This window comes from Kitasatospora sp. NPDC056327, assembly GCF_042261735.1.
Taxonomy (GTDB): Bacteria; Actinomycetota; Actinomycetes; order Streptomycetales; family Streptomycetaceae; genus Kitasatospora.
This window is the reverse complement of sequence record NZ_JBHJRC010000042.1, coordinates 16,672-38,570: the sequence shown is the minus strand read 5'-3', so window position 1 is coordinate 38,570 and position 21,899 is coordinate 16,672. Positions and strand designations below refer to the sequence as shown.

The window sequence follows — 21,899 nt, the reverse complement described above, 5'->3', positions numbered from 1 at the left end:
ACCGGCCCCCGGCGTCGTGGCCGCCGCCGGCCGGGCCCGCGCCGGCGGCCCCGCGGCGGCCCGGCCCCCCGACCCCGCCGTCCGGCGCGCCGACGGTCCCGTCCGCGCCGGGACCGTCGGCGGCGGTCCGGCCGACGCTGTCACGGCCGGAGAGCAGGTTGGCCCACAGTTCGTCCGTGTTCCGGGCCCCGGGGAAGCGCCCGGCCATCCCGATCACCGCGATCGGCTCCGCCCCGGTGTCCCCGGCCGGCCGGGGCTCCGGTACGGGCCCGGCCGCCGCGACCGCCACCGGGGCGGGCGCCGGAGCGGCCACCGGCACGGGCACCGGCACGGGAACGGGCTCGGGCTCGGTCCGCACGACGACCCCGTGCCGCTCCGTCAGGTACGCCGCCAGCGAGCCCACCGTCGGGTGCTCGTAGAGCGCGGCGGGCGTCAGGGCCAGGCCGAACAGCTCGTTCACCCGGTTCACCAGCCGCACGGTGAGCACCGAGTCCATCCCGACGTCGCCGAACCTGTCGTCCGGCCGCAGCACCCCGGTGGGCAGCTTGAGCAGGGCCGAGACCTCGGCGGTCAGCACGGCGTCGGGCCGCCCCGGTACGACGGCGGGCGCACCCGGGTCCGTCGGGCCGACACCGTCGGCACTCCCGGCACTCCCGGCACCCCCGGACCCGATGGCGCGGGCGATCCGCGCCGGGTCGCCGTGGCCCACCAGGTACGCGCCGGACCCGACGGTCAGCAGGCGGTCCAGGGCGCGCAGCGCGGCCGGGGTGGCCAGGGCCACCAGACCGGTGGTCGTCGCGGTGAGCCGCTCGACCTCGGCGGGCATCCGCATGCCGCCGTCCTGCCAGAGCGGCCAGGCCGCCGACACCGTCCGCCCGTGGCGCAGCCCCCGGCCGCGCAGGGCCTCCCGGTGCTCGGCGAAGGCGTCCAGGAACCGGTTGGCGGTGGCGTAGTCGCTCTGGCCCGCGTTGCCGGTCCATCCCACGAACGAGGAGGTCAGCAGGACGAATTCGAGCGGATCGGTGGCGGTCAGCCGGTCCAGCAGCAGGGTGCCGGCCACCTTGGGCGCCCACACCCGCCGCATGCCCTCCGGGGACTTGCCGCTGAACGGGCCGTCGGCCAGGGCCCCGGCCGCGTGGACGATGCCGTGCAGCGGACCGGCCAGTGCGCGGGCCCCGGCGAGCGCCGCGCCGAGCGACGCCTCGTCCGTGACGTCCGCCCGGAGGTAGTGCGCCGCCGCGCCGTGGCCGCGCAGTTCGGTGAGCAGCCGGTCGGTCTCCGGGGAGGCCGGGGAGCGGCCGAGCAGGACGAGCGCCGGGACGCGGTGGTGCCCGGCCAGGTGCGCGGCGATCAGCCGGCCCACCCCGCCGGCGCCGCCGGTGATCAGGACGGCCCCGGTCGATCGGCTCACGGACGGCGGGACGGCGGACGGCGGGACGGCGGACGGCGGAGCGACCGGCAGCTGGGCGCCGAGCAGCGGGGTTGCCGCCGGGACCAGGCGCCGGCCGTCGGCGTACCGGACGGCGCGCTCCTCCCCCAGCGCGTCGGCCACCAGCTCGCCCAGCGCGGGCAGTTCGGACTCGCCCGCCTCGACGCGCCCGAGCCGCAGGGGCACGCCCTCCAGGGCGAGCGTGCGGCCGAGCGCGTCGAGCGCCGCCACCGCGGGGTCGGCGGTCCGGCCGACCGTCACGCAGGCGACCGCACGGCCGGTGCGGACCGCCCGGGCGCCGAGTTCCAGCGCCAGGGCGGCGGTCTGCTCCAGCGGCCGCGGCCCTTCGGTGTACGGACGCAGGTCGAGGACGAGCACCGGCCACCCGGCCGGGTGGGCGGCCGTCAGCCCGGGTACGCCGGCCGCGTCGGCCGCGGTGACCACCCGGACCCCGGCGTCCGGCACGGTGGTGCCGAGCGTCCCGCCGCCGACCACGACGACCAGCAGACCGTCCGGCAGGGCGGTGGCGGCCGGCCGCGCGGCGGGCGTCCAGCCGGCACGGTGGAACACGGTCTCCGGCGCGGCCTCGGCCGCCACGGCGGCGGGCGGCACGGCGGCGGACGCGGTCCCCGTCGCCGGACCGACCGCCGGACCGACCGGCGGAGCGGCCGTCAGACTCGCCGTGAGACTCGCCGGCAGCCAGTGCCGGACCGGTGCGAAGCGGGCCGGCGGCAGGCTGACCCGGCGCCGGTCGGGCCCGTCCACCGCCGCCCAGGGCAGCACGGCGCCGTGCACCCAGAGCCGGGCCGGCGCGGAGAGTTCGCCGTCGCGCAGCCGGGCCCGCAGCAGCGCCGCGCCCTCGGGGCCGGCGCCGAACACGTCGCCGAGCCCGCCGCGCTCGTCGGCCCGCCCCCGGACCAGTCCGGGGACCTCGCCGAACCGTCCGTCGCCCACCGCCGCCAGGGCCGAGCGCAGTTCCCGGCCGCCGCGCACGGTGAAGGCGATCCGCTCGGCGCGGGCCGGCCGCGCGCCCCGCAGGGTGGCGGCGACGTCGGCCGGCGGGAGGGACCGGCCGTCCCCGAGGGCCGCCGCGAGGCGCCGGGCGTCCGCGCGCAGCTCCGCCTCGTCGTGTCCGGAGAGCACGATCAGCCGGGGTTCGCCGTCCTCGCCCGGGGCGGCGGCGACGGCCGGCGGCTCCTCGATCACCAGGTGGACGTTGACCCCGCCCGCCCCGAAGGAGCTGAGACCGGCCCGCAGCGGGCCGTCCCCGGTCCACTCGGCCGCCGTCTCCTGCACCCGGAACGGGGAGCGCGCGAAGTCGATCCGCGGGTTGGCCGGCGAGGCGTGCAGGCTGGGGACGAGGGTCCGGTGGCGGAGTTGGAGCAGCACCTTGGTGAGACCGGCGACGGCGGCGGCCGACTCCAGGTGGCCGAGGTTGCTCTTGACGCTGCCGAGCGCGCAGGGCGCGGCGCCCTCCGGACGGGGCCCGAACGCCTCGGTGAGGCCGCGCACCTCGATCGGGTCGCCGAGCGCGGTGCCCGAGCCGTGGGCCTCGACGTAGCCGATCGTCGCCGGGTCGACCCCGGCGGCGCGGTGGGCCCGGCGGACCAGGTCCGCCTGGGCGGCCGGGCTGGGCACGGTGAAGCCGTTGGTGCGGCCGTCCGAGTTGGCGACGGCGGAGCGGATCACGCCGTGCACGTGGTCGCCGTCGGCGAGTGCCCGGTCGAGCCGCTTGAGCACCACGGCGCCGACGCCCTCGCCCAGGACGAAGCCGTCCGCGTCCGCGCCGAACGACCGGCAGCGGCCGCCCCGGCCGAGCATGCCCATCCGGGCGTACTGGATGTGCCGGGCCGGGTGCAGGACGAGGTTGACCCCGCCCGCGACGGCCGCGGAGACGTCGCCGCGCCGGACCGCCTCGAAGGCGAGCTGGAGGGCGGTGCCGGAGGCGGAGCACGCGGTGTCCACGGTCAGGCTGGGGCCGGTGAAGTCGAACTGGTGACTGACCCGGTTGGCGATCTGGTAGCCCTCCGCCCACGGGTACGGGCTGTCCCCGGTGAGCGCTCCGACTGCGCTGAACAGGCCGTAGTCGTTGGCCATCGCGCCGACGTAGACGCCGGTGTCGCGGCCGATGCCCTCGGGGGTGTAGCCGGCGTCCTGGAGCGCCTGGTGGGCGGTCTCCAGGAAGAGCCGCTGTCGGGGGTCCATCAGTTCGGCCTCGGCGGGCGAGATGCCGAAGAAGAGGGAGTCGAACTCGTCCACGCCGTCGATCAGCGCGGCCCAGCGCGAGTAGGTGCGGCCGGGGCCGCCGTCCGGGTCGTAGAGCGGGCCGTGGTCCCACCGCTCGGCGGGGACCTCGCCGACCGAGTCGACCCCGGCGGCCAGGTTGTGCCACAGCTCGTCGACGTCCCGGGCGCCCGGGTAGCGGCCGGCCAGGCCGATGACGGCCACCGCGTCGGCGGGCCCGGCGCCGGCGGGCAACGCCGCACCGGGCACGGCCACCGGCACGGCGACGGGTGCGGCGACGGGTGCGGCCACCGGCGCGACCGGCGCCGCCGTGCCCCCGGCCGCCGGGACGAGCGCGTCCGCCAGGGCGCCGAGCGTGCGGTGCTCGAAGAGCAGCGTGGCCGGCAGCTCGCCGTACCACTCCTCCAGCGCCACCGTGGCGTCCACCGCGGCGAGCGAGGAGGGCCGCAGCTCCTCCAGGGTGGTACCGGCGCCCAGCTCGGCCGCCGGCACCCCGAGGGTCGTGGCCAGCACCTCGACGACGCGGGCCAGAGCGGTCCGCCGGGCCGCCGCGCCCGTCCCGGGGTCCTCCGCAGGGGCGTCCGGGCCCGGCGCCCCGAGGGCTCCGGACGCTCCGGCGGCCCCCTCGGCGCCCGTCACGGCAGCGGCCGTCCCCTCGGCGGCCGTCCCCTCGGCGAGCGCGACGAGGGCGGTGTGACCGGGGTCGGGACGCGATGCGGCCGCATCGGCCTCCTCGGCCTCCCCGCCGCCCGGCTCCCCGACGGTCTCCGGCCGGAACGCGACCGACCTGGCCGCCTCGACCGGCAGCTCGTACACCACCGTGCCGTCGGGCTGTTCGGCCGCCCACTCGCCGGCCACCGCGTCGAGGAAGCCCCGGGCCGGCCGGTTGCGCCCGGTGGGCCGGAAGACCACCCGCAGCACCTCGCACCCGTCCGGGAGTTCGGCCGCCAGCCCGGCCAGGAAGGCGTGCTCGACGCCCTTCCCCAGCACCCGGCAGCTCATCAGGAACGCCTCCAGCCCGGCGGTCCGGCCGTCGACGCGCAGCAGCGCGGCGCCGACCAGGCCGTAGTCCCCGAAGCGGTCGGCGACCGTCAGCGTGCGGCAGCGCACCGCCGGATCGGCCAGCAGCGCCCGCAGCTCCGCCTCCTGGCGGCGGGCGGGCGCGATGTTGAACTGGTTGGTGCGCTGGGTCAGCTGGGCGACCCGGGCGAGCGTGCCGTCGTCCACCGGGCGGGCCTCGGCGCGCAGGTCGAGGTCCCGGATGAAGTCGGCGAAGGAGCCGGAGGCCCGCTGGAGCCGGTCGCGTTCGCCGCGCGCCCGGTAGAAGGCGGCGCGGGCCCGGTCCTCGGCCGTGACCCGGAGGCGGTCGAAGGCCCAGATCCGGTCCACGAAGCCGGGGAGTTCCGCCGGGTCGGCGGGGCAGGTGAGGGCGAGCACCTGCGGCCGGGCGGCGCGGACGGCGGCGATCTCGACCGGGTTGTCGTCGATCAGCACGAAGGAGTCGAGGCCGAGGTCGAGTTCGCGGGCGAGCACGGCGAGGTTGTCGGGCTTCGGCTCCCAGTTCACCCGGCGGGCCGTCAGGTGCTCGTCCCGCAGCGCCAGGTCGGTCCGGGCGGCGAACACGGCGGCGACGTCCTCGGGTTCGTTCTTGCTGGCCAGGCAGAGCAGCACGCCCTGCGCCCGCAGCCCGACCGCCCACTCCTGGAGCCGCCGGTGGCCGGGTCCGACCCGCACGCCCAGCGGTCCGTCCTCGCCCACGACGCCGTCCCACAGGGTGCGGTCGCAGTCCAGCACCAGCACCTTGGCGGGCGGGACGAGCGCCGCCCGTACGACGCGCGCCGCGGTGGTGGCGAGTTCCGCGCAGCCGGCCGCGGTGTACGGGATGTGGGCCATCCGCAGCCGGCGGGCGTCGTGCCGGTCGTCCTGCCGGTGGCCCGCGTCCCAGTCCCCGGCGTCGACCAGCCTGGCGCCGGGCACGGCGGCGAGCCCGGTGGTCAGCCGCTCGCGGAGGGCGGCCAGGCGGTCCCGGTCGGCCTGCGGCGTCGCGGGGCAGAGCAGCACCAGCAGCGGCACGGGCGAGCGTTCGCACAGGCCGGCGGCCGCGCGGGCGAAGTCGTCGGCGGTGCGGTCCGGGTCGCCTTCGAGCCAGTCCTCCAGGCGCAGCAGGACGAGGTTGCAGCCGGCCCGGTTGCGGCCGCTCTCGGCCGCGGGGTCCAGGAGCTGCTGGAAGACCTGACCGTAGTCGGCCCGGACGACCTCCAGACCGAGGCCGAGCCGGTCGGTCCAGTCGCGCAGCGGCCCGTCGAGGGGATCGGTGGTGAAGGTGGCCGAGACGACCAGCCGGCCGCGGGCCGGTCGGGCCGGGGAGGTCGCGGTCGCCGCCGGTGCCGCCGGGAGGACCGCCGCCGCTTCCGGCGCCACCGCGGCCGCTTCCGGCACCCCCGCGGGCGCGGAGGCCACCGCGGGCCCGGCCGCGACGGCGGGCGCCGGGGCCTGCCCGGCCCCGGGCTCCCCGAAGCGGTCCAGCACCTCCACCCGCCCGGGCTCCGCCGTGCCCCCCGCGAGGTGGGCGAGGACGGCGGCGGCCACCGGCTCGGTGTCCAGGACCGTCCCGGCGCCGAGCACCGAGTCCGAGAAGGCGGTGCGCATCCGGCCCGGCCGCAGCACGGTGCAGGCGACCGGCGGGTGCTCGGCCGCGACGGCGCGGACCAGTCCCTCCAGCGCGAGCTTGGCCGTGACGTAGTGCGACCAACCGGCCGGCGGGGCGTCCACCCAGGCCGTGGAGACCGCGAGCAGCCGGCCCCCGGAGTCCCCGAGGAGCGGCAGCAGGGCGGCGAGCGGGGTCCGGGCCAGCGCCAGGGCGTCGCGCAGGTAGTCGGCGGCGCGCTCGGCGGACTCCGGTTCCAGGGCGAGCGCGGTGACCGGCGGGAAGGCGTTCAGCACCAGGACGTCCAGCCGGCCCTGCTCGGCGGTGATCCGCTCGCGGGCGGCCCGGGCCCAGGCCGGGTCGGCGGCGTCGCCGGGCAGCAGGTGCACCCGGCCGGCCTCCGCGCCCAGCGCGTCACGGACCGCCCCGGCGTCGGCGGAGCTGCGCCGGTGTCCCAGGTAGACGGTGCAGCCGGCCAGCGCGAGGGCCTGCACCAGGCTCGCGCCGAGCCCCCGGCTGCCGCCGACCACCAGCGCGGTGCGGCCCTCCCCGGACCATCCGCCGGAGCGCTCCCCCGGCCCGTCCCCCGCCCCGGCCCCGGCCCGCCGGACGCCGGGCAGCAGCGCCCGCAGCCGCCCGGTGTCCGGGCGCGGCGCCTCCCGGCGGGCCAGGACCCGCAGCTCCACCCGGCCGTGCCCGGGCAGCCGGCCCTCCAGCCGGATCAGCCCGTAGCGGCGGTCGGTGCCGGCCACCAGCAGCTCGCCCGTCTCCCCCGGCTCGGTGCGGTCGGGGTGCACGGTCAGCGCGGAGACCAGGGAGTCCCGGCCGGGCACCTCCATGCCGGCCAGGTAGCTGGCCCAGCCCAGCAGCAGGGCGGTGCGCACCGGGACGCCCGCGGCGGCGGCGCCGGTCGCGGCGAGCAGTTCCTGCCAGCGCCCGGCCCCGGCCGGACAGCCGGCCGCACGCCGCGCGCCCGCCTCGACGCCCCCGTCGGGGAGGGTGTCGGCACTCGCCCGGCGGGGGCCGGGAACGTCGGTGACGGCCCCTTCGCGCGCCGCTCCCGCCTCCGTGGCGACGGTGAGTTCCAGCACCAGCCGGCTGCCGTCGGCGACCCTGACGGTGTATCCGTCGGCGGTCCGCGCGGCGGTGCGGCGGTACGGCTGGCCCGGCACGGCGGGCGCGTGGAAGCGGGCGGCGACCCGGGTGATCCGGCGCGGGGTGCGGCGGGCCGGCAGCGCGGCGAGGGCGTGCAGCACGACCAGGGCGCCGTGCGCGATCGGGCGTCCGAAGGAGGTCCGGGCCGCGTAGTCGGCGTCGGTGTGCAGGGGGTTGACGTCGCCACTGGCGGCGGCGAACGCCTCGACGTCCTGCTCGGTGATGGTGAACTCGGCGGCGGCCACCTGGGATTACCTTTCCGCGCCGACGGGCGCAGCTTCGCGGATCTTGCGGACGAGTCCGGTGAGCACCTGGCCGGGGCCGACCTCGTGGAACTCGGGGTCGGGCCGCTCCAGCAGGAACCGGATGCTCTCGGTCCACCGCACCGGAGCGGTGAGCTGGGCCCGCAGCTCGGCGGCGAGCCCGTGGTCGGTGTGCGGGCGGGCGGTGGTGTTGGCGACGACCGGGATGCGCAGCGGGGCCAGCCGGTAGCCGGCCAGCGCGGCGCCGAACTCCTCGGCGGCGCCGGCCATCCGCCGGGAGTGGAAGGCACCGCCGACCTTGAGCGGGATGACCGCCTCGGCCGGGCCGGCCAGGGTGCGGCAGGCGGCCCGGACGTCCTCCTCCGGGCCGGAGACGACGATCTGGACGGGGGCGTTGAGGTTGGCGATGTCCACCTCGTGGTGCCCGCCGTGCTCCAGGGCCTCCCGGACGTCGTCCTCGGGCAGGCCGATCACCGCGGCCATCGCGCCCGGGGCGGCCTTGGCCATCGCCTCGGCGCGGTGGCGGACCAGTTCCAGGCCGGTGAGGAAGTCGAAGGCCCCGGCGGCGAACAGGGCGACGTACTCGCCGAGGCTGTGGCCGGCGACGTAGTCGGGGACGCGGCCGCTCTCACGGACCAGGTCGAGGTAGCCGAGCGCGCCGACGACGTACAGCGAGCACTGGGTGTAGCGGGTGTCGGTGAGCCGGTCGGCGGGTGCGTCGAGGCAGAGCTCCTCGATCGAGTAGCCGAGCAGGGCGTCGGCCCGGCGCACCAGGTGCGGGTACCGGGGGAAGAGTTCGCGCCCCATGCCCTGGCGGTGGGCGCCCTGGCCGGGAAACAGGTGGACGAGCGTCATGGCGAGGTGACTCCGGGGTGTGGGGACGACGGCGGCGTGCGTGCGCGAGCGGGCGCGGTGCGGGGGCCGGGCGCGGAGCGTGAGGACGGGCGCGGTGCGGGGCGGGAGCACGCACGGAGCGGTGAACGGACGCGGAGCGGTGCACGGGGCCGGGCGGGTGCGCCGGGGTCAGGGTCCGGTCAGCTCCGTGAGCCGCCGCCGGAGCAGCGTGGCGGCGCCGGTCATCAGCAGGTCGGCGAGGGTGTCGGGGTGCCGGGCGCGCCAGTCCTCCAGCGGGGTGCCGGCCAGGTACCCGTTGAGGGCGCCCATCGCCGGGCCGCAGGCGACCTGGTAGTCCACCCGCCGCTCGCGGTCGCCGCTCATCGCGAGCCGGGTCGACTGGACGAAGTACCACTTGAAGACGAGGGCCATCCGGTGCTTGGGGTCGCTCTCGGCGCGGGCGAGCTCGGCCGGGTTGCGGGTGGCGTAGTGGGCGGCGGTCTCGGCCCAGACGGAGTCGAAACTGCGCCTGAAGATACGTTCCTGCACTTGCCGCCTGGTGGCCTCGTCGATCGACTCCAGCGAGTCGTGGCGCCGGTACAGGTCGTAGAGCTTGTTGGCGCGGGCCGGGAAGAAGAGGCCCTTGCCGAGCACCTGCGCCCGGGCGCCGATCTCCAGCATGTCCCCGGCCGGGACCATCACGGTGTCCTGCACCCCGGCCGCCTGCAGCAGGTCCTTGACGTCGTCGGCGGTGCCCGCCTCGACCGTGCACTGGTTGATGCTGCCGGTGAGCACGAAGTCGGCGCCGAGCAGCAGGGCGGCGGCCACCGCCTCCGGGGTCCCGATGCCGCCGGCCGCCCCGACGCAGACCGCCCGCGCGCCGGGGGCGCGGTCCCGGAGCCGGACGATCTCCGGGAGCAGGCCGATCAGCGGACGCTGGTCGGTGTGCCCGCCGGAGTCGGCCTCGACGCACAGGTCGTCCGCCATCGGCACCAGCGGGGCGAGCGCCGCCTCCTCGGGGGTGATCGCCCCCTCGGCGGCGAGCGCCGCGACCAGGTGGGCGGGCGCGGGCGCCAGGAAGGCCGCCGCGGACTCGGGCCGGGAGACCTTGCCCATCACCGAGTTGGGCGCCACGGCCGAACCGTCCGCGGCGCGGCGCGCCCCGCTCAGCCGGTAGCGGACCAGGGCCGCGCTCGGCTGGAGGAAGGCCGCGGCCTCGACCCGGCGGACCCGCCGGGCCAGGAAGAGGTCGACGGCGCGCCGCTCGCGGTCCGGGCTGTCGACCGAGGCCAACAGGTTCATGCCGTAGGGGCCTTCGGGGCCCACGGCGCGCTGGATCCGGCCGATCGCCTCGTCGATCTGCTCGGGCCGCAGCCCGCCGGTGCCGAAGTAGCCGAGCAGCCCGGCCCGGCCCATCCGGGCCACCAGGTCCGCGGAGGCGATGCCCTTGTACATGGAGCCGCTCGCGTAGGCCAGCCGCACCCCGTGCCGGCGGCGGTACGCGGCGCTGCCGAGCGACTCGACGGCCGGGGCGATCCCGTCCAGAGTGGTCATGGGCTCCGTCCTCCTCGGGTGGACACGGTGGTGGGTCACGCGGCGGGCGGGTTCGCACCGGGGGGTGCGGCGGGGAGCGTCCCGGAGCGTTCCCGGAGCGGGTGACGTGCGCGCGGGAGGGCCCGGACGGGCGTCGCGTGCGCGCGGTGGGCCGCCGGGACGGGCGGACGGGCGGGGCCGCCGCACGGTCCGCCGGAGCGGACGGACCGGTTCCGCGGGCCCGTCCGGCGCCGGGTCACTGCGCGGCGGAGCCGTCCTGCGCGTGGCCCGCGACCACGGCCGGAACCTCCCGGGCGAGGAAGCCGAAGAGGTGCTCGGTGCGGTCCAGGCGCTCCCGCCGCTCGGCCGGGGAGTCGGCGAGCACCTGCTGGGCGTCCTGGAGGATCGTCGCGAAGTCGGGGATGTTCGCGAACACCTCCAGAACGGCGTTCGGCCAGGACTCGTCGTTCATGTACAGGGCGTACTCGTCGCCGTCCGGCAGGTCGCGGCGGAACACCACGCCCGCCGGCACGAGCTGGTCGGCGACCCGGTCGATCGCGGCCCGGGTGGTCCCGAGCCGGGCGGTCAGCTCGGCGGTGGTCTGCTCGACCGGGTCGCTGACGATCAGCCAGCCGATCACCCGGCCGCGCTCGTGCGGCATCCCGTCGTTCTGCCAGTAGTACTCGGCGACACCGTCGACGATGATGCGCTCGGCATCGGTGAGTCCGGGGAGCTCCGCGGCCGGGGCGCCGCTGGTCGGGTCGGTTCCCACAGGTGTCCACCTCTCTCGGGGGCGTCCCGGCCGGGACGCGGACCGCCGAGCATGCTGCCGTGGGGACATTGAGCAAATCTGTCAAAAAGCTTCAACGACTGTTTCCGGCCGCACCTCGACTGTCCACCGCCAAGACCGCGTTCAGGATCGATCGTCCACCTTCCGTGATCCACCGGTTGCGTGCTGGAATGAACGCGGATCCCCCGCCCGACCCACACCGGCAAACCGACCAAGGGACAACCGTGTCACTTGCCATCGACTTCGAGCTGCTCGGATCTCTCACAGCACGTCAGAACGACCGTCCGATCCCCCTCGGACCCGCGAAACAGCAGTGCGTACTGGCGGTCCTCCTCATCGACGCCAACCGCGTGGTCCCGATGGACGCTCTGATCGACCGGGTGTGGCACGACGAACCACCGCGCTCGGGGCGCGCGGTCCTGTACAGCTACGTGGCCCGGATCCGCCGGCTCCTGGAGGACCCGCCGGGCGGCGGGACCGGCCTGCGGATCGTCCGGTCGGCCGGGGGCTACCTGGCCGAACTCGATCCCGCCCGGGTCGATCTGCACCGCTTCCACGACCTGCTCGCCTCCGCGCGCTCACAGACCACCGACCCCCAGCGGGCCGGCGCCCGGTACCGGCGCGCGCTCGCACTGTGGCGCGGCGAGCCGCTGCTCGGGCTGGCCGGCGCCTGGGCCGACTCGGTGCGCGAGGCCCTGACCGCCGAACGCACCGCGGCGCTGATCGACTGCCACGCCGCCGAACTGGCGGCCGGCCACCACCTGCGGCTGCTGCCCGAACTGGAGACGGCGGCGACCGACCGCCCCTACGACGAGACCACCCTGCGGCACCTGATGACCGCCCTGCACCGCAGCGGGCGCGGCGCCGAGGCGGTGGCCCGCTACGACCGGGCCAGACGGATCCTGGTGGCCGAACTGGGCGTCGACCCGAGCCCGGAGTCCCGGTCGCTGTACGAGGAACTGCTGCGCACCCCGGAGCAGGACCACCCCGGCGGCGCCCCCTGGGCCGAGCTGCACCCGATCGCCCGCCCCGCCCAACTTCCGAGGATCAACCGGAACTTCACCGGCCGGCGGGCGGAGATGCTGTTCCTGGAGACGGCGGTCGGCGAGCACGGCGGCAGCCCCGGGCAGGCCGAGGTGGTGGTGCTCGAAGGCATGGCGGGCACCGGCAAGACCGCACTCGCGCTGCACTGGGCGCACCGGGCCAAGGAGCGCTTCCCGGACGGCCAGCTCTACGTCAACCTGCACGGGCGGGACCCGGAGCGGCCCGCCCTCAGCCCGTCGGCCGCACTGGCCCGCTGTCTGCGCCAGCTCGGTCTGGCGCCGACCCGGCTGCCGGAGGAGCTGGACGAACTCGCCGCGCTCTGGCGCACCGTGGTGGCCCGCCGACGGATCCTGCTGGTGCTGGACGACGCGACCTCCGCCGCCCAGGTGCGCCCGCTGCTGCCCGGCTGCGAGAACTGCGTCACCGTGGTGACCAGCCGCGGCCGGCTCGACGAGCTGGTGGTCCGCGAGGACGCCCACCGGCTGACCGTCACGGCGCTGCCCGCCGTGGACGCGGTCGAACTCCTGGGCCGGCTGACCGGGCGCTCGCGGATCGAGTGCGAACCCGAGGCGGTGCGGCGCATCGTCCGGGCCTGCGCCCGGCTCCCGTACGCGCTGCAGGTGCTGGCCGCCCGTCTGGAACGCCGGCCGGGCCTGCCGCTGGCGGTGGTCGCCGCACGGCTGGAGGACGACAGTCCGCTGGACGTCCTCAGCACCGACAGCGCCGACCCCACCTCGGTCCGGGCGCTCCTGGACACCTCGGTGCAGAGCCTGCCGCGCTCCGCCCAGCTGGCGCTCGGCCGGCTCGGCCAGCTGCCGGCCACGCCCTTCGACGCCGCCGAGTTCGCCGCGCGCACCCGCTACACCGCGGGGGAGGCCGCCGGGATCCTCGGCGCGCTCGCCCAGGAGCACCTGGTGGACGAGGAGGGCGCGGCGCCGGAGTACACGGTGCCGCACCTGGTCCGCTGCTACGCGGCCGAACGCCAGGACCGGGCCCGGCGGCTGCTCGCCGCCGGCTGAGCCCGGCCGGCCGGCGGCCCGGGCGGCCCACCCGGTCCGGAGCACGGTCGGACGCGTCGGGAACACCAGGAACACCAGCACGATCGCAACGATGACGCCCATGGCGCCTCCACTGTCCGCTACCGTCCCCACGACCGCACGAGCGGACGCGGCCCCCCAGGCCGACCGGATTCCCCGGCACTTCCCTCCGACCCTACCCTCCGTTCGGCGCGGCACAAGGTCCGCGCGCGAATCAGTCAGCACCATCACTGACGATCCGTCAGCTCCGTTGGTTCCCGGTGCGTTCGGGTACCGCACCGGCCGGGGAACAGACGCAGGTCAGGACGGTTCCCGGCCTCCCCGGAGGGCGGAATCCCGACCGGACCGGCCCGATTCGGCCTGGCCGGTTCCGAATTCCCCGCGGGCCCCGCCCGGAACGGCCGCCGCATTCCTGGCCGCGCGGCGAACGGGGCCGTGATACGGAATGCCGCCGAACGGTCCGACCCGCACGAACGGTTGTGCGCGGGCCGGCACCGTGCCCCGTCGGCGCGCGAACGGCGCGGTGCGCGACACACCGTCCGATCCGTGACGACCCGTCCTCCGGAGGCACTGTGGCACGACGTGACACCCAGCCGATGCTAGGCCACCGGCCGACGTCCGGAAAGACGTCGGACACGACGGGTGGGGGCACGGACGACCGGTCCGCGGGACCGCCGCACCGGGCATTGCCATGCCCCAACCGGACACCTACAGTGCTGAGTTGTCACGCAGCGCGGATGACCGCGCGTTCCCGGCCCGCCCGCCCCGGGACGCCCGTGAACGCCGGCGGGCCGCCAACCTGCCAGTGTGGTCGCCGGTCCGCGGACCGGACATCCCCGACGGAGGCGTGCATGCGGTCGGTGGTCATTCCCGGCGTCGGCCGGAGCGAGCTCCTGGAGCAGGACGAGCCCCCGGCCGGGCCCGCCGACGCGGTCGTCGACGTCGAGGTGAGCATCGTCAGCCCCGGCACCGAACGGGCGGTGCTGCTCGACCTGCCGGCGGCCGGCGCCCGGTTCCCGGAGTTCCCCGGCCACATGGCCGCCGGGACCGTGCGGCGGGCGCCCTCGCTGCCCGCCGGGACCAGGGTCGCGGTGCGCCGGGCCGGACACCGCAGTGTCGCCGTGCTGCCCGAGTGCTTCGTGCGCGCCGTCCCCGACCACGTGCCGTCGGCGGACGCCGCGGTCTGGCAGCTCGCGATCACCGCGCTCCAGGGCCTGCTGCTCGGCGGACAGCGCGCCGGGGAGCCGGTCACCGTGATCGGCTCCGGGCTGCTCGGGGTGATCACCCGCCGGCTCGCCGCCGCGCTGGGCGCCCCCAGCGTCCTGGCGGTGGCGGACTCCCCCGCGAAGGCCTGGACCACGCACGGCGAGCCGACCACCTCCTTCACGCCGCCCGACCGGGTCGGCGCGGAGTCGCCGCTGGTCCTGGACGTCACCGGGAGCGCCGCCGGGCTGCCGACCGCCGTCGCGGCCACCGCCGCCGGCGGCCGGGTGGTGCTGCTCGGCTCGCCGCCCGGCGAGCTCGCCGACGTCCCGCTCCAGGCGCTGTACGACCGGCGGCTGGCCCTGATCGGCTCGCACGTCTCCCGCCTCGGGGACACCGAGGAGGCCGCGCTCAGCGACCTCTTCTTCGACCTGCTGGCCGAGGGCCGGTTCACCGTCGGCGACGTCCTCGCCGATCACCCGGCGGCGGAGGCCCCGCTGGTCTACCGACGCCTGGCCGACGACCGGACCTTCGTCAGCGCCGCCCTGCACTGGACCGGCCCGGTCCCCGCCGCCCGGCCGCTGCCCGGCCCCGCGTTCACCGGCCGCACCTCCACCGGCCGCACCTCCACGGGCCGGGCCGGCCGGGCCGCCGACGCCGAAGGGGGCCCGGCATGACGACGCGGTGGACCGCCGTCGGGCGCGGCCCGGACGGCGGCTTCACCGCCCCCGCGGGCCTGCGCCCCGACGAGCTGTGCTTCGCCGAGGGCACCACCGCCGCCACCACCTGGGGCCGCGTCCACCCCGCGAGCGGCACGGTGCCCGGTCCCGGCCCGGGTCCCGGCATCGCCGACCTGACGGCGGCCCGCGCCTGGGCCGCCACCGCGCGGGACGTCGCCACCCGGGCCTTCACGGCAGCCGGCCCCGACGGCACGGTCGCCGTCGTCGGCGAGGGGGCGCTCGCCGTCCTGGTCCGGCTCGCCGTGCCGCCGGACCGGCTCGCCGCCGAGGGCCCGCCGGCCGCGGTCGCCGAGACCAGCGGCACCCCGGCCGGGATCACCGCGGCCGTCCGGGCGGTGCGCCCGGGCGGGACGGTGCTGCTGGCCGTCCGGCCGCTGGACCCCGTGACGCCGCTGTGCGGCCACCACGACCTGCACCGCCCGGCCGTGCGGATCGTCCCCGTCCGCTGGGCCGGCGACAGCGCGCGCCCCGCGCCGCCCGAGGAGCTCGTCACCCGGGCGCTCGCCCTGCTGGTGCCCGCCCCGCCGGACCGGACGGGCACCGCCGGACAGTGGCTGCGGCTCACCCCGGCCGGGGAGCCCGGCCCCGCCCCGCACCCACCCGCTCCCGGAGCGTGACACCGGGGTGCCCCCGCCGTGCGCGGACCGCCGCCGCCGCTCCGGCGGGCCCGGACAGCCGGCCTCAGGCCTGCGCCGCGCCGCGCTCCCGCGCCAGCTCCTCCAGCCCGTAGCGGGCGACGTGCTCCGGGTTGCCGAGGTCCACGGTGCGGACGCCCTCGGCCGCCAGCCGCTCGTTGACCTCCGCCAGGTGCTCCCGGACGAGTTGCTTCTCGGCGTCGGTGGTGCGGCCCTTGTGCGGCCGTCCCGCGTGCTCCAGGCTCGCGTAGTTGGGCCGGTCGCGGCCCGCCGCCGCGGCGGTCACGGCGGCGGCGCCGGCGCTCTGGGCCGGGACGCCCCGGGGCACCCGCTTGGCACCGCGCAGCACCTCGGCCATGGGCACGGCGATGGCCAGCCGGTCGAACGCCTCCGCGGTCATCACGACGGTCTCCGGCTCCTCCCCGTCCGGGTGGTGCAGCTCGACCGTCACCAGGTCCAGCGCCAGCCCGGTGACGCCGGCCAGCTCCGCGGGAAGCGCCTCGATCTCCACCGGCCCGTCCACCAGGTCCGGGTGGTCCCGGACGACGACGCGCACCAGGTCCTCCTCGCGCTGCGCGTGTTCGCCCGTCAGGTCCGAGAACCGGATGATCTTCTGCCCCATGACTCCCTCTCCTGCCCCTGTGATCAGCGCAGAGCCTAGTCGCGGGCGGCCCGGCGGACGTCCGGTTCGGCCGGGCCGGTGGGCGGCCGGCCCGGCGCGTGGCGGTGATTGGCCCGCCGAACGGCAGATGCGGCACAGTGGCCCCATGAGCGCGGACACGAGGAGCCACCGGACCGACGGGCGGATCGGCCCCGGGCGGCGGCGACCGGTGCAGCAGCGCAGCCAGGAACGCTACGAACGGATCCTGGACGCCTGCGCCGCGCTGCTCGACGAGTCCGGTGCGACCGCGCTCACCACCAAGGAGGTGGCGCAGCGCGCCCGGGTGCCGATCGGCACGCTGTACCAGTTCTTCGCGGGCAAGGAGGACCTGCTCGCCGCGCTCGCCGGCCGCAACCTCGACCACTACCTGCACCGGCTCGACGACCGGCTGCGCTCCGCCGCCCCCACCGGCCCGGCCGGGTTCACCGACCTCGCGGTGGAGGAGTTCGTCACGATGAAGCGGTCCGTGCCCGGCTTCGGCCGGCTCGACTTCGGGCTCGCCGGGCCGACCGGGCCCGGCGGCGCGGCCGGCCCGGCAGCCGTCCGGGACGACCGGCACCTGCTGGACTCCGAGGTCGACAACAACACCGCGGTCGCGCTGCGGCTCCAGGCCCTCGGCGGCGAACTGTTCGCCGCCGCCGACCCGGTGACCCTCACGCTCGGCCTGCGGGTCGCGCTGGAGGCCGCCGACGCGGTGCTCAAGCTCGCCTTCCGCGGGGACCCGGAGGGCGACCCCGCGCTGATCGCCGAATGCAAGCGGCTGGTCCGCTGCTACCTCTCCGAACACCTCGGGTCACCCGCCGCCCGGACCGGGTGAGCCGTTGCGGGCGCGGCTCCCCCGCAGCACAGTGGAGACAGCGGAAGGCGGCGGCGACCCGCCCCGCCCTCCGTCTCCGTCCGCACGCAGCCGAGGAGCAAGACCATGCACGCAGCGGTAGGTGACCAGCTCCACATCCACAGCCGGGCGGTGGGCATGGTCGACCAGCGGGGCGAGATCATCGAGGTGCGCGGCCAGGACGGCCTGCCACCGTACGTGGTCCGCTTCGAGGACGGCCACACCGGCCTGGTCTACCCGGGCCCGGACTGCACCACCGAACCCCGCGAGGCGATCCGCTGACGCCTCCGGCCACCGCCCCGCGCCGCGCCGGCCCGGGGCGGTGAGCCGTGCCGTTCCCCGCCCCGCCCGCCGGGGCCGTCCTCACCGCCGCGGTGCTCGCCACCCCGGTCCTGACCGGGTCCGCGCCCGCCCTGCCGGGACCGCTCGCCGCACTCGCGCCGCTGCTCGAACAGTACGGCTACCAGGCGCTCGCCCTGTTCGTGCTGCTGGACAACTGCGCCGTCCCCGCCCCGGGGCAGACCGTCCTGGTGCTGGCGGCCGTCTACGCCGGCACCGGCCACCTGAACCTCGCCGCCGTGGTGGCGATCGCCTTCGCCGCGGCCGTGCTCGGCAACACCCTGGGCCACCTGATCGGCGCCACCGGCGGCCGCGCCTTCGTGCACCGCTGGGGCCGCTACGTGCTGCTCACCCCGGAGCGGACCACCCGCGCCGAGGCCTTCTTCGGGCGGCACGGCGGCAAGGTCGTGACGGTCGCCCGGTTCGTCGACGGGCTGCGGCAGACCAGCGGCATCATCGCCGGGACCACCGGGATGCCCTGGCCCCGGTTCCAGGCCTGCAACGTGCTCGGCGCGGCGCTCTGGGTGGGCGTCTGGGCCACCTTCGGCTACCTGGCCGGGGCCAACGTCGGAGCGGTCTGGCGGACGGCGGTGCGCTACCAGCTGTGGGTACTGGTCGCGCTCGGCGCCGCGGCCGTCCTGCTCACCGTGCGCCACCTGGTGCGCCGCCGCCGTCGCCGCGGACCGCCGGGGGCCGGCGGCGCCTGAGCCGCCCGGTTGCGGGGTGCGCCCCGAACGGGTGAGCCTGGAAGCGAGCGGGCGGGAGGCGAGCATGGCCGAGGTCGGCACGCGGACGGGCGACGGCCCCGCCGGAACGGGCCGGTCCCCGACGGACCGGATCGTGGCCCTCACCGCCTGTGCGGCCACCGCCGTCCTGCTGGCCGCCCAGGCGGTCAGCGGCACCGGCACCCGGCTGGTCCTGCTGCTGGTCTTCGTCCCCGCCCTGCTGGCCGGCCTCGGCACGCTGCGCCAGACCGTCGCCGCCTCGGTCTGGGTCACCGGCGTCATCCTCGTCAGCTCGGTGCTGTTCCCGCCCCCGTCGACCACCGGCCGGGTGCTGACCCTGCTCACCGTCGTCGGCGCCGAGACGGTCGCCGTGCTGCTCTGCGCCCGCCGGGTCCGCCGCGAGCGCGAGCTGTTCCGGATGCGGCAGACCGCGGTCGCCCTCCAGCGCCAACTGCTGCGCCCGCTGCCCGCGCTGACCCCCGACGTCCTGCTGCACGGGCTCTACCGCCCGGTCGAGGAGGACACCCTGGTCGGCGGCGACCTCTACGACATCGCCGACACCCCGTACGGCACCCGGGTCGTCATCGGCGACGTCCAGGGCAAGGGCCTGCCCGCGATCGGGACCGGCTTCGCCGTGCTCGGCGCGTTCCGCGAGGCGGCCTTCCGGGAGCCCGCGCTCACCGACGTCGCGCTCGCGCTGGAGAACGCCGTCGTCCGGCACAACGCGTACGCGGCGCAGAGCGGCGAGACCGAACGCTTCGTCACCGCCACCGTGTTCTGCCTGGACCGCACGCCCGCCGTCCAGGCCGTCAACTGCGGCCACCTGACGCCGTACCTGCTCGCCGGCGGCGGCGCCGGGGCCGTTCCGCTGGCACCCGGCGTCCCGCTCGGGCTCGCCGACCTCGCCGGGGAGGTGCGGACCGTGCAGTGGTTCGACCTGCCCGACGACGGGACCCTGTTGCTGGTCACCGACGGCGTCACCGAGGCCGCGGACGGCGACGGCGTCTTCTACCCCCTCGGCCCGCGGCTCCGGGAGCTGCGCGGCCTCGCCGCCGACACCCTCCCCGCGGCCGTCGAGGAGGACGTCCGCCGCCACAGCCGCGGCCGCCGGCGCGACGACCTCACCGTCCTGGCACTCCGCCGCAACCCCGACGGACGCGCCACCGCACCGCGTGCCCCGCAGGCCTGAGGCGGCGGCCGGGGAGGCTCGCGCCCGGAGCCCGGCCGTACCCGGCCGGGCTCCGGCCGGGCCCGGGAGCACCGGCGCGACGGGGCCGCCGCCCTGCCTGCCGGTGGCCCCGCGCCCCCGGCCACCCGGCGCCCACCCGCCGCTCAGCGCAGCGGGAACACCTCGAAGGCGACCGCGAAGCGGGTCCCGAGCCGGGTGCCCGCGTCGCGGCCGGCCCCCTCCAGGAAGCCGCGGGCGTCCGCCATCGCGCCGCCGAGGCCGGCCAGGTACGCCTTGTGGGCCTCCAGCGAGGCCACGCCCCGGTCGAAGTGCCCGGTGGTGTCCACCGCGTGCCGGGAGTCCGGCGAGGAGGCCGACCAGATCTGCCGCACGCCGTCCCAGGGCTCGTGGCCCTCGTCGAGCAGCTCGCGGAAGACCCAGCGGTTGCCCGCGTCGCGGACCGCGTCCAGGGTGGCCCGGCCGACGGCGATGTGGTCGGCCTGGTTGAGGACGACTCCGCCCCAGGTGTCGCGGAAGTTGCCGGTGATGACGATGTCCGGGCGGTGCCGGCGGACGGCGCGGGCGATGTCGCGGCGCAGCGGCAGGCCGTACTCGACGACGCCGTCGGGGTGGCCGAGGAACTCGACGGTGTCGACGCCGACGACGGCGGCGGAGGCGATCTGCTCGGCCTCGCGCAGCGGCCCGCACTCCTCGGGGGAAGTGCCGTCGATGCCGGCCTCGCCGCTGGTGACCATCACGTAGACGACCTTCTTGCCCTGCTCCGTCCAGCGGGCGACGGCGGCGGCCCCGCCGTACTCCATGTCGTCGGGGTGGGCGACGACCACCAGGGCGGTCCGCCAGTCCTCGTCGACGGGCTCGAACGGTGCGGGGGCCTGCTGCTCGGTCATGGTGGCACTGCCTCTCGGTGGTGCGGGTGCGCGCGGGTGGGGCGCACGGTGCGGTCGTACGGTCGTACCGGACGCGACTCTAGAAGATCATCGGCCCGCCGGCCGGGCGACCGCGGCGGACGGCGCGCCCTCGCGCACCCCGGGCGGAGCGGCGCGCCCGGCGGGCTTGCCCCTGACGCGCGGGGCAGGGGTTAGCGTCCCCGCACGGCGCGGCGGAACGGCCGCCGCACCGACGCCCCGCGCCCCTGGAGCCCGCCCATGTCGTCCTTCCCCGCCACCACCCGCGAGGTCCGGCTCGTCAGCACGCCGGACGGGCTGCCCGGCCCCGGGCACTTCACCGTGGCCGAGACCCCGCTGGCCGCGCCCGGCCCGGACGAAGTGCTCGTCCGCAACCGGGCCTTCGTGGTCTTCCCCGGTCTGCGCAGCCTCATCGGCGGCGAGCTGGAGAGTGCCGTGCTGCCGCCCGTCCGGCCGGGCGACGCGCTGTTCGGGCCGGCCCTCGGCGAGGTGCTGGCCGCACCGGCGGGCGGACCGCTGCGCCCCGGCGACCTGGTGACCCACCTCATCGGCTGGCGGGAGCACGCCGTGGCCGGGGCCGGGGCGTTCACCCGGGTGGCCGACGGTTTCCCCGACCCGGTCGCGCTGCTCTCCCCCGGGCTCGCGGCCTACGGCTCGCTGACCCGGGCGGCCGCGGTCCGGGAGGGGGACGTCGTGCTGGTCACCGGGGCGGCGGGGGCGGTCGGCACGGTGGCCGGGCAGCTGGCCCGGCTGCTCGGGGCGGCGCGGGTGATCGGCACCACCGGCTCGGCGGCGAAGGCGGCACGGCTGACCGGGGAGCTGGGCTACGACGCCGTCCTGGTGCGCGGGGCGGGCCCGTTCGCGGAGCAGCTGGCGGCGGCGGCCCCGGACGGCATCGACGTCCTGGTGGACATGGTCGGCGGCGAGCAGCTGACGGCGGCCGTCGACGCCGCCCGTCAGGGTGCCCGGTTCGCGCTGATCGGGGCGCTCGCCGGGCAGCTGGACCCGGCCCGGCGCGGGGCGAGCGCGCCGGCCGTGGTGGACAGCTTCCGGCTGGTGGTCCGCGACGTCTCGGTGCACGGCATCGCCGCGCAGCGCTACGAGGGGCTGGACCCGGAGTGGCGCGAGCGCCTCGGCGGCTGGCTGCGCGGTGGTGAACTCACCGTCCCCCGCACGGTGCTGACGGGCATCGAAAGCGCCCCCGGAGCGTTGTCCCGGCTGATCGGCGGTGACGTCTTCGGCGCCACGGTCGTCGAACTGTAGCGGGGACGCGCTCCGGGAGGGCGGATGGCGGGACGGATGAGGATCGGCGACGCGGCGGCGGCCGCGGGCACCACACCCAGGGCGCTGCGCTTCTACGAACAGCGGGGGCTGCTGCCGCCGCCCGCCCGGACCGCCTCCGGCCAGCGCGAGTACGAGCCGGAAACGGTGACCCGGGTGCGGGTGATCCGGGCGCTGCTGGCCCTGGGGCTGACCGTCGAGGACCTCGCCAGCCGCTCGCACCGGCTGGGCCTGCTCGCCGAGGACCCGCCGCGCAGCTGTGCCGCCGGGAACGAGTCCGGGCCGGACACCTTCGCCCCGGTGATCGCGCAGCGGCTCGCCGCCCTGGACGCGGAGATCGCCCGGCTGACCCGGCTGCGGGAGGGCCTGGCCCGGCACACCGGGAGCGGCTGACGGTTCCCCGCGCGCGT

The 21,899-nt window shown here is 77.5% G+C and carries 15 protein-coding genes; 9 read left to right on the top strand and 6 right to left on the bottom strand.

Features of this window, described 5'->3' with window-relative positions:
• The 4 genes from ACFCX4_RS09270 to ACFCX4_RS09255 form a co-directional block, all read right to left on the bottom strand.
• On the bottom strand, nucleotides 1–7,720 hold a 7,720-nt coding region (locus ACFCX4_RS09270; RefSeq protein WP_376140014.1), incomplete at its 3' end, for an SDR family NAD(P)-dependent oxidoreductase.
• A 6-nt stretch (nucleotides 7,721–7,726) separates the two neighbouring features.
• Nucleotides 7,727–8,593: an ACP S-malonyltransferase gene (fabD, locus tag ACFCX4_RS09265; RefSeq protein WP_376140013.1), complete on the bottom strand. Its 867-nt coding sequence runs from the start codon at nucleotides 8,591–8,593 to the stop codon at nucleotides 7,727–7,729.
• A 168-nt stretch (nucleotides 8,594–8,761) separates the two neighbouring features.
• The gene (locus ACFCX4_RS09260) at nucleotides 8,762–10,126 is read right to left on the bottom strand and encodes a PfaD family polyunsaturated fatty acid/polyketide biosynthesis protein (protein WP_376140012.1); all 1,365 of its coding nucleotides are present in this window, start codon (nucleotides 10,124–10,126) and stop codon (nucleotides 8,762–8,764) included.
• A gap of 235 nt (nucleotides 10,127–10,361) precedes the next feature.
• Nucleotides 10,362–10,877: a hypothetical protein gene (locus tag ACFCX4_RS09255; RefSeq protein WP_376140011.1), complete on the bottom strand. Its 516-nt coding sequence runs from the start codon at nucleotides 10,875–10,877 to the stop codon at nucleotides 10,362–10,364.
• 242 nt (nucleotides 10,878–11,119) lie between these two features.
• Between ACFCX4_RS09255 and ACFCX4_RS09250 the strand changes: the two genes are divergently transcribed.
• The 3 genes from ACFCX4_RS09250 to ACFCX4_RS09240 all read left to right on the top strand — a co-directional run bounded on the left by ACFCX4_RS09250 (nucleotide 11,120) and on the right by ACFCX4_RS09240 (nucleotide 15,536).
• Nucleotides 11,120–12,958, top strand: a complete 1,839-nt coding sequence (locus ACFCX4_RS09250; RefSeq protein WP_376140010.1) for a BTAD domain-containing putative transcriptional regulator — start codon at nucleotides 11,120–11,122, stop codon at nucleotides 12,956–12,958.
• A gap of 869 nt (nucleotides 12,959–13,827) precedes the next feature.
• The gene (locus tag ACFCX4_RS09245; RefSeq protein ID WP_376140009.1) at nucleotides 13,828–14,856 is read left to right on the top strand and encodes a hypothetical protein; all 1,029 of its coding nucleotides are present in this window, start codon (nucleotides 13,828–13,830) and stop codon (nucleotides 14,854–14,856) included.
• Entirely contained in the window at nucleotides 14,853–15,536 is a 684-nt protein-coding gene (locus ACFCX4_RS09240) for a hypothetical protein (RefSeq protein WP_376140008.1), read from the top strand. The genes ACFCX4_RS09245 and ACFCX4_RS09240 overlap by 4 nt, the downstream gene beginning before the upstream one ends.
• 64 nt (nucleotides 15,537–15,600) lie before the next feature.
• On the opposite strand, the gene ACFCX4_RS09235 is transcribed toward ACFCX4_RS09240, so the two are convergent.
• On the bottom strand, nucleotides 15,601–16,176 hold the full coding sequence (locus ACFCX4_RS09235; protein WP_376140007.1) for a hypothetical protein: 576 nt from the start codon (nucleotides 16,174–16,176) through the stop codon (nucleotides 15,601–15,603).
• Between the two features lie 145 nt (nucleotides 16,177–16,321).
• On the opposite strand from ACFCX4_RS09235, the gene ACFCX4_RS09230 reads away from it, so the two are divergent.
• The 4 genes from ACFCX4_RS09230 (at nucleotide 16,322) to ACFCX4_RS09215 (ending at nucleotide 19,303) form a co-directional block, all read left to right on the top strand.
• On the top strand, nucleotides 16,322–17,032 hold the full coding sequence (locus ACFCX4_RS09230; protein WP_376140006.1) for a TetR family transcriptional regulator: 711 nt from the start codon (nucleotides 16,322–16,324) through the stop codon (nucleotides 17,030–17,032).
• Nucleotides 17,033–17,137: 105 nt separating this feature from the next.
• Nucleotides 17,138–17,332 (top strand): DUF1918 domain-containing protein, encoded by a 195-nt coding sequence (locus tag ACFCX4_RS09225; protein WP_376140005.1) that lies wholly within the window; start codon nucleotides 17,138–17,140, stop codon nucleotides 17,330–17,332.
• A 47-nt stretch (nucleotides 17,333–17,379) separates the two neighbouring features.
• Nucleotides 17,380–18,096 (top strand): DedA family protein, encoded by a 717-nt coding sequence (locus tag ACFCX4_RS09220; protein WP_376140004.1) that lies wholly within the window; start codon nucleotides 17,380–17,382, stop codon nucleotides 18,094–18,096.
• 31 nt (nucleotides 18,097–18,127) lie between these two features.
• A complete protein-coding gene (locus ACFCX4_RS09215) occupies nucleotides 18,128–19,303 on the top strand; it encodes a PP2C family protein-serine/threonine phosphatase (RefSeq protein ID WP_376140003.1) in 1,176 nt (391 codons plus the stop codon).
• Between the two features lie 143 nt (nucleotides 19,304–19,446).
• Here ACFCX4_RS09215 and ACFCX4_RS09210 read toward each other — a convergent pair whose 3' ends face one another.
• Nucleotides 19,447–20,190, bottom strand: coding sequence for a PIG-L deacetylase family protein (locus ACFCX4_RS09210; protein ID WP_376140002.1), 744 nt, complete (start codon nucleotides 20,188–20,190; stop codon nucleotides 19,447–19,449).
• Between the two features lie 258 nt (nucleotides 20,191–20,448).
• Between ACFCX4_RS09210 and ACFCX4_RS09205 the strand changes: the two genes are divergently transcribed.
• Complete coding sequence (locus tag ACFCX4_RS09205; protein WP_376140001.1) at nucleotides 20,449–21,471, top strand: MDR family NADP-dependent oxidoreductase; 1,023 nt, start codon at nucleotides 20,449–20,451, stop codon at nucleotides 21,469–21,471.
• Between the two features lie 36 nt (nucleotides 21,472–21,507).
• Nucleotides 21,508–21,882, top strand: a complete 375-nt coding sequence (locus ACFCX4_RS09200; protein WP_376140015.1) for a MerR family transcriptional regulator — start codon at nucleotides 21,508–21,510, stop codon at nucleotides 21,880–21,882.
• Nucleotides 21,883–21,899 lie beyond the last annotated feature (17 nt).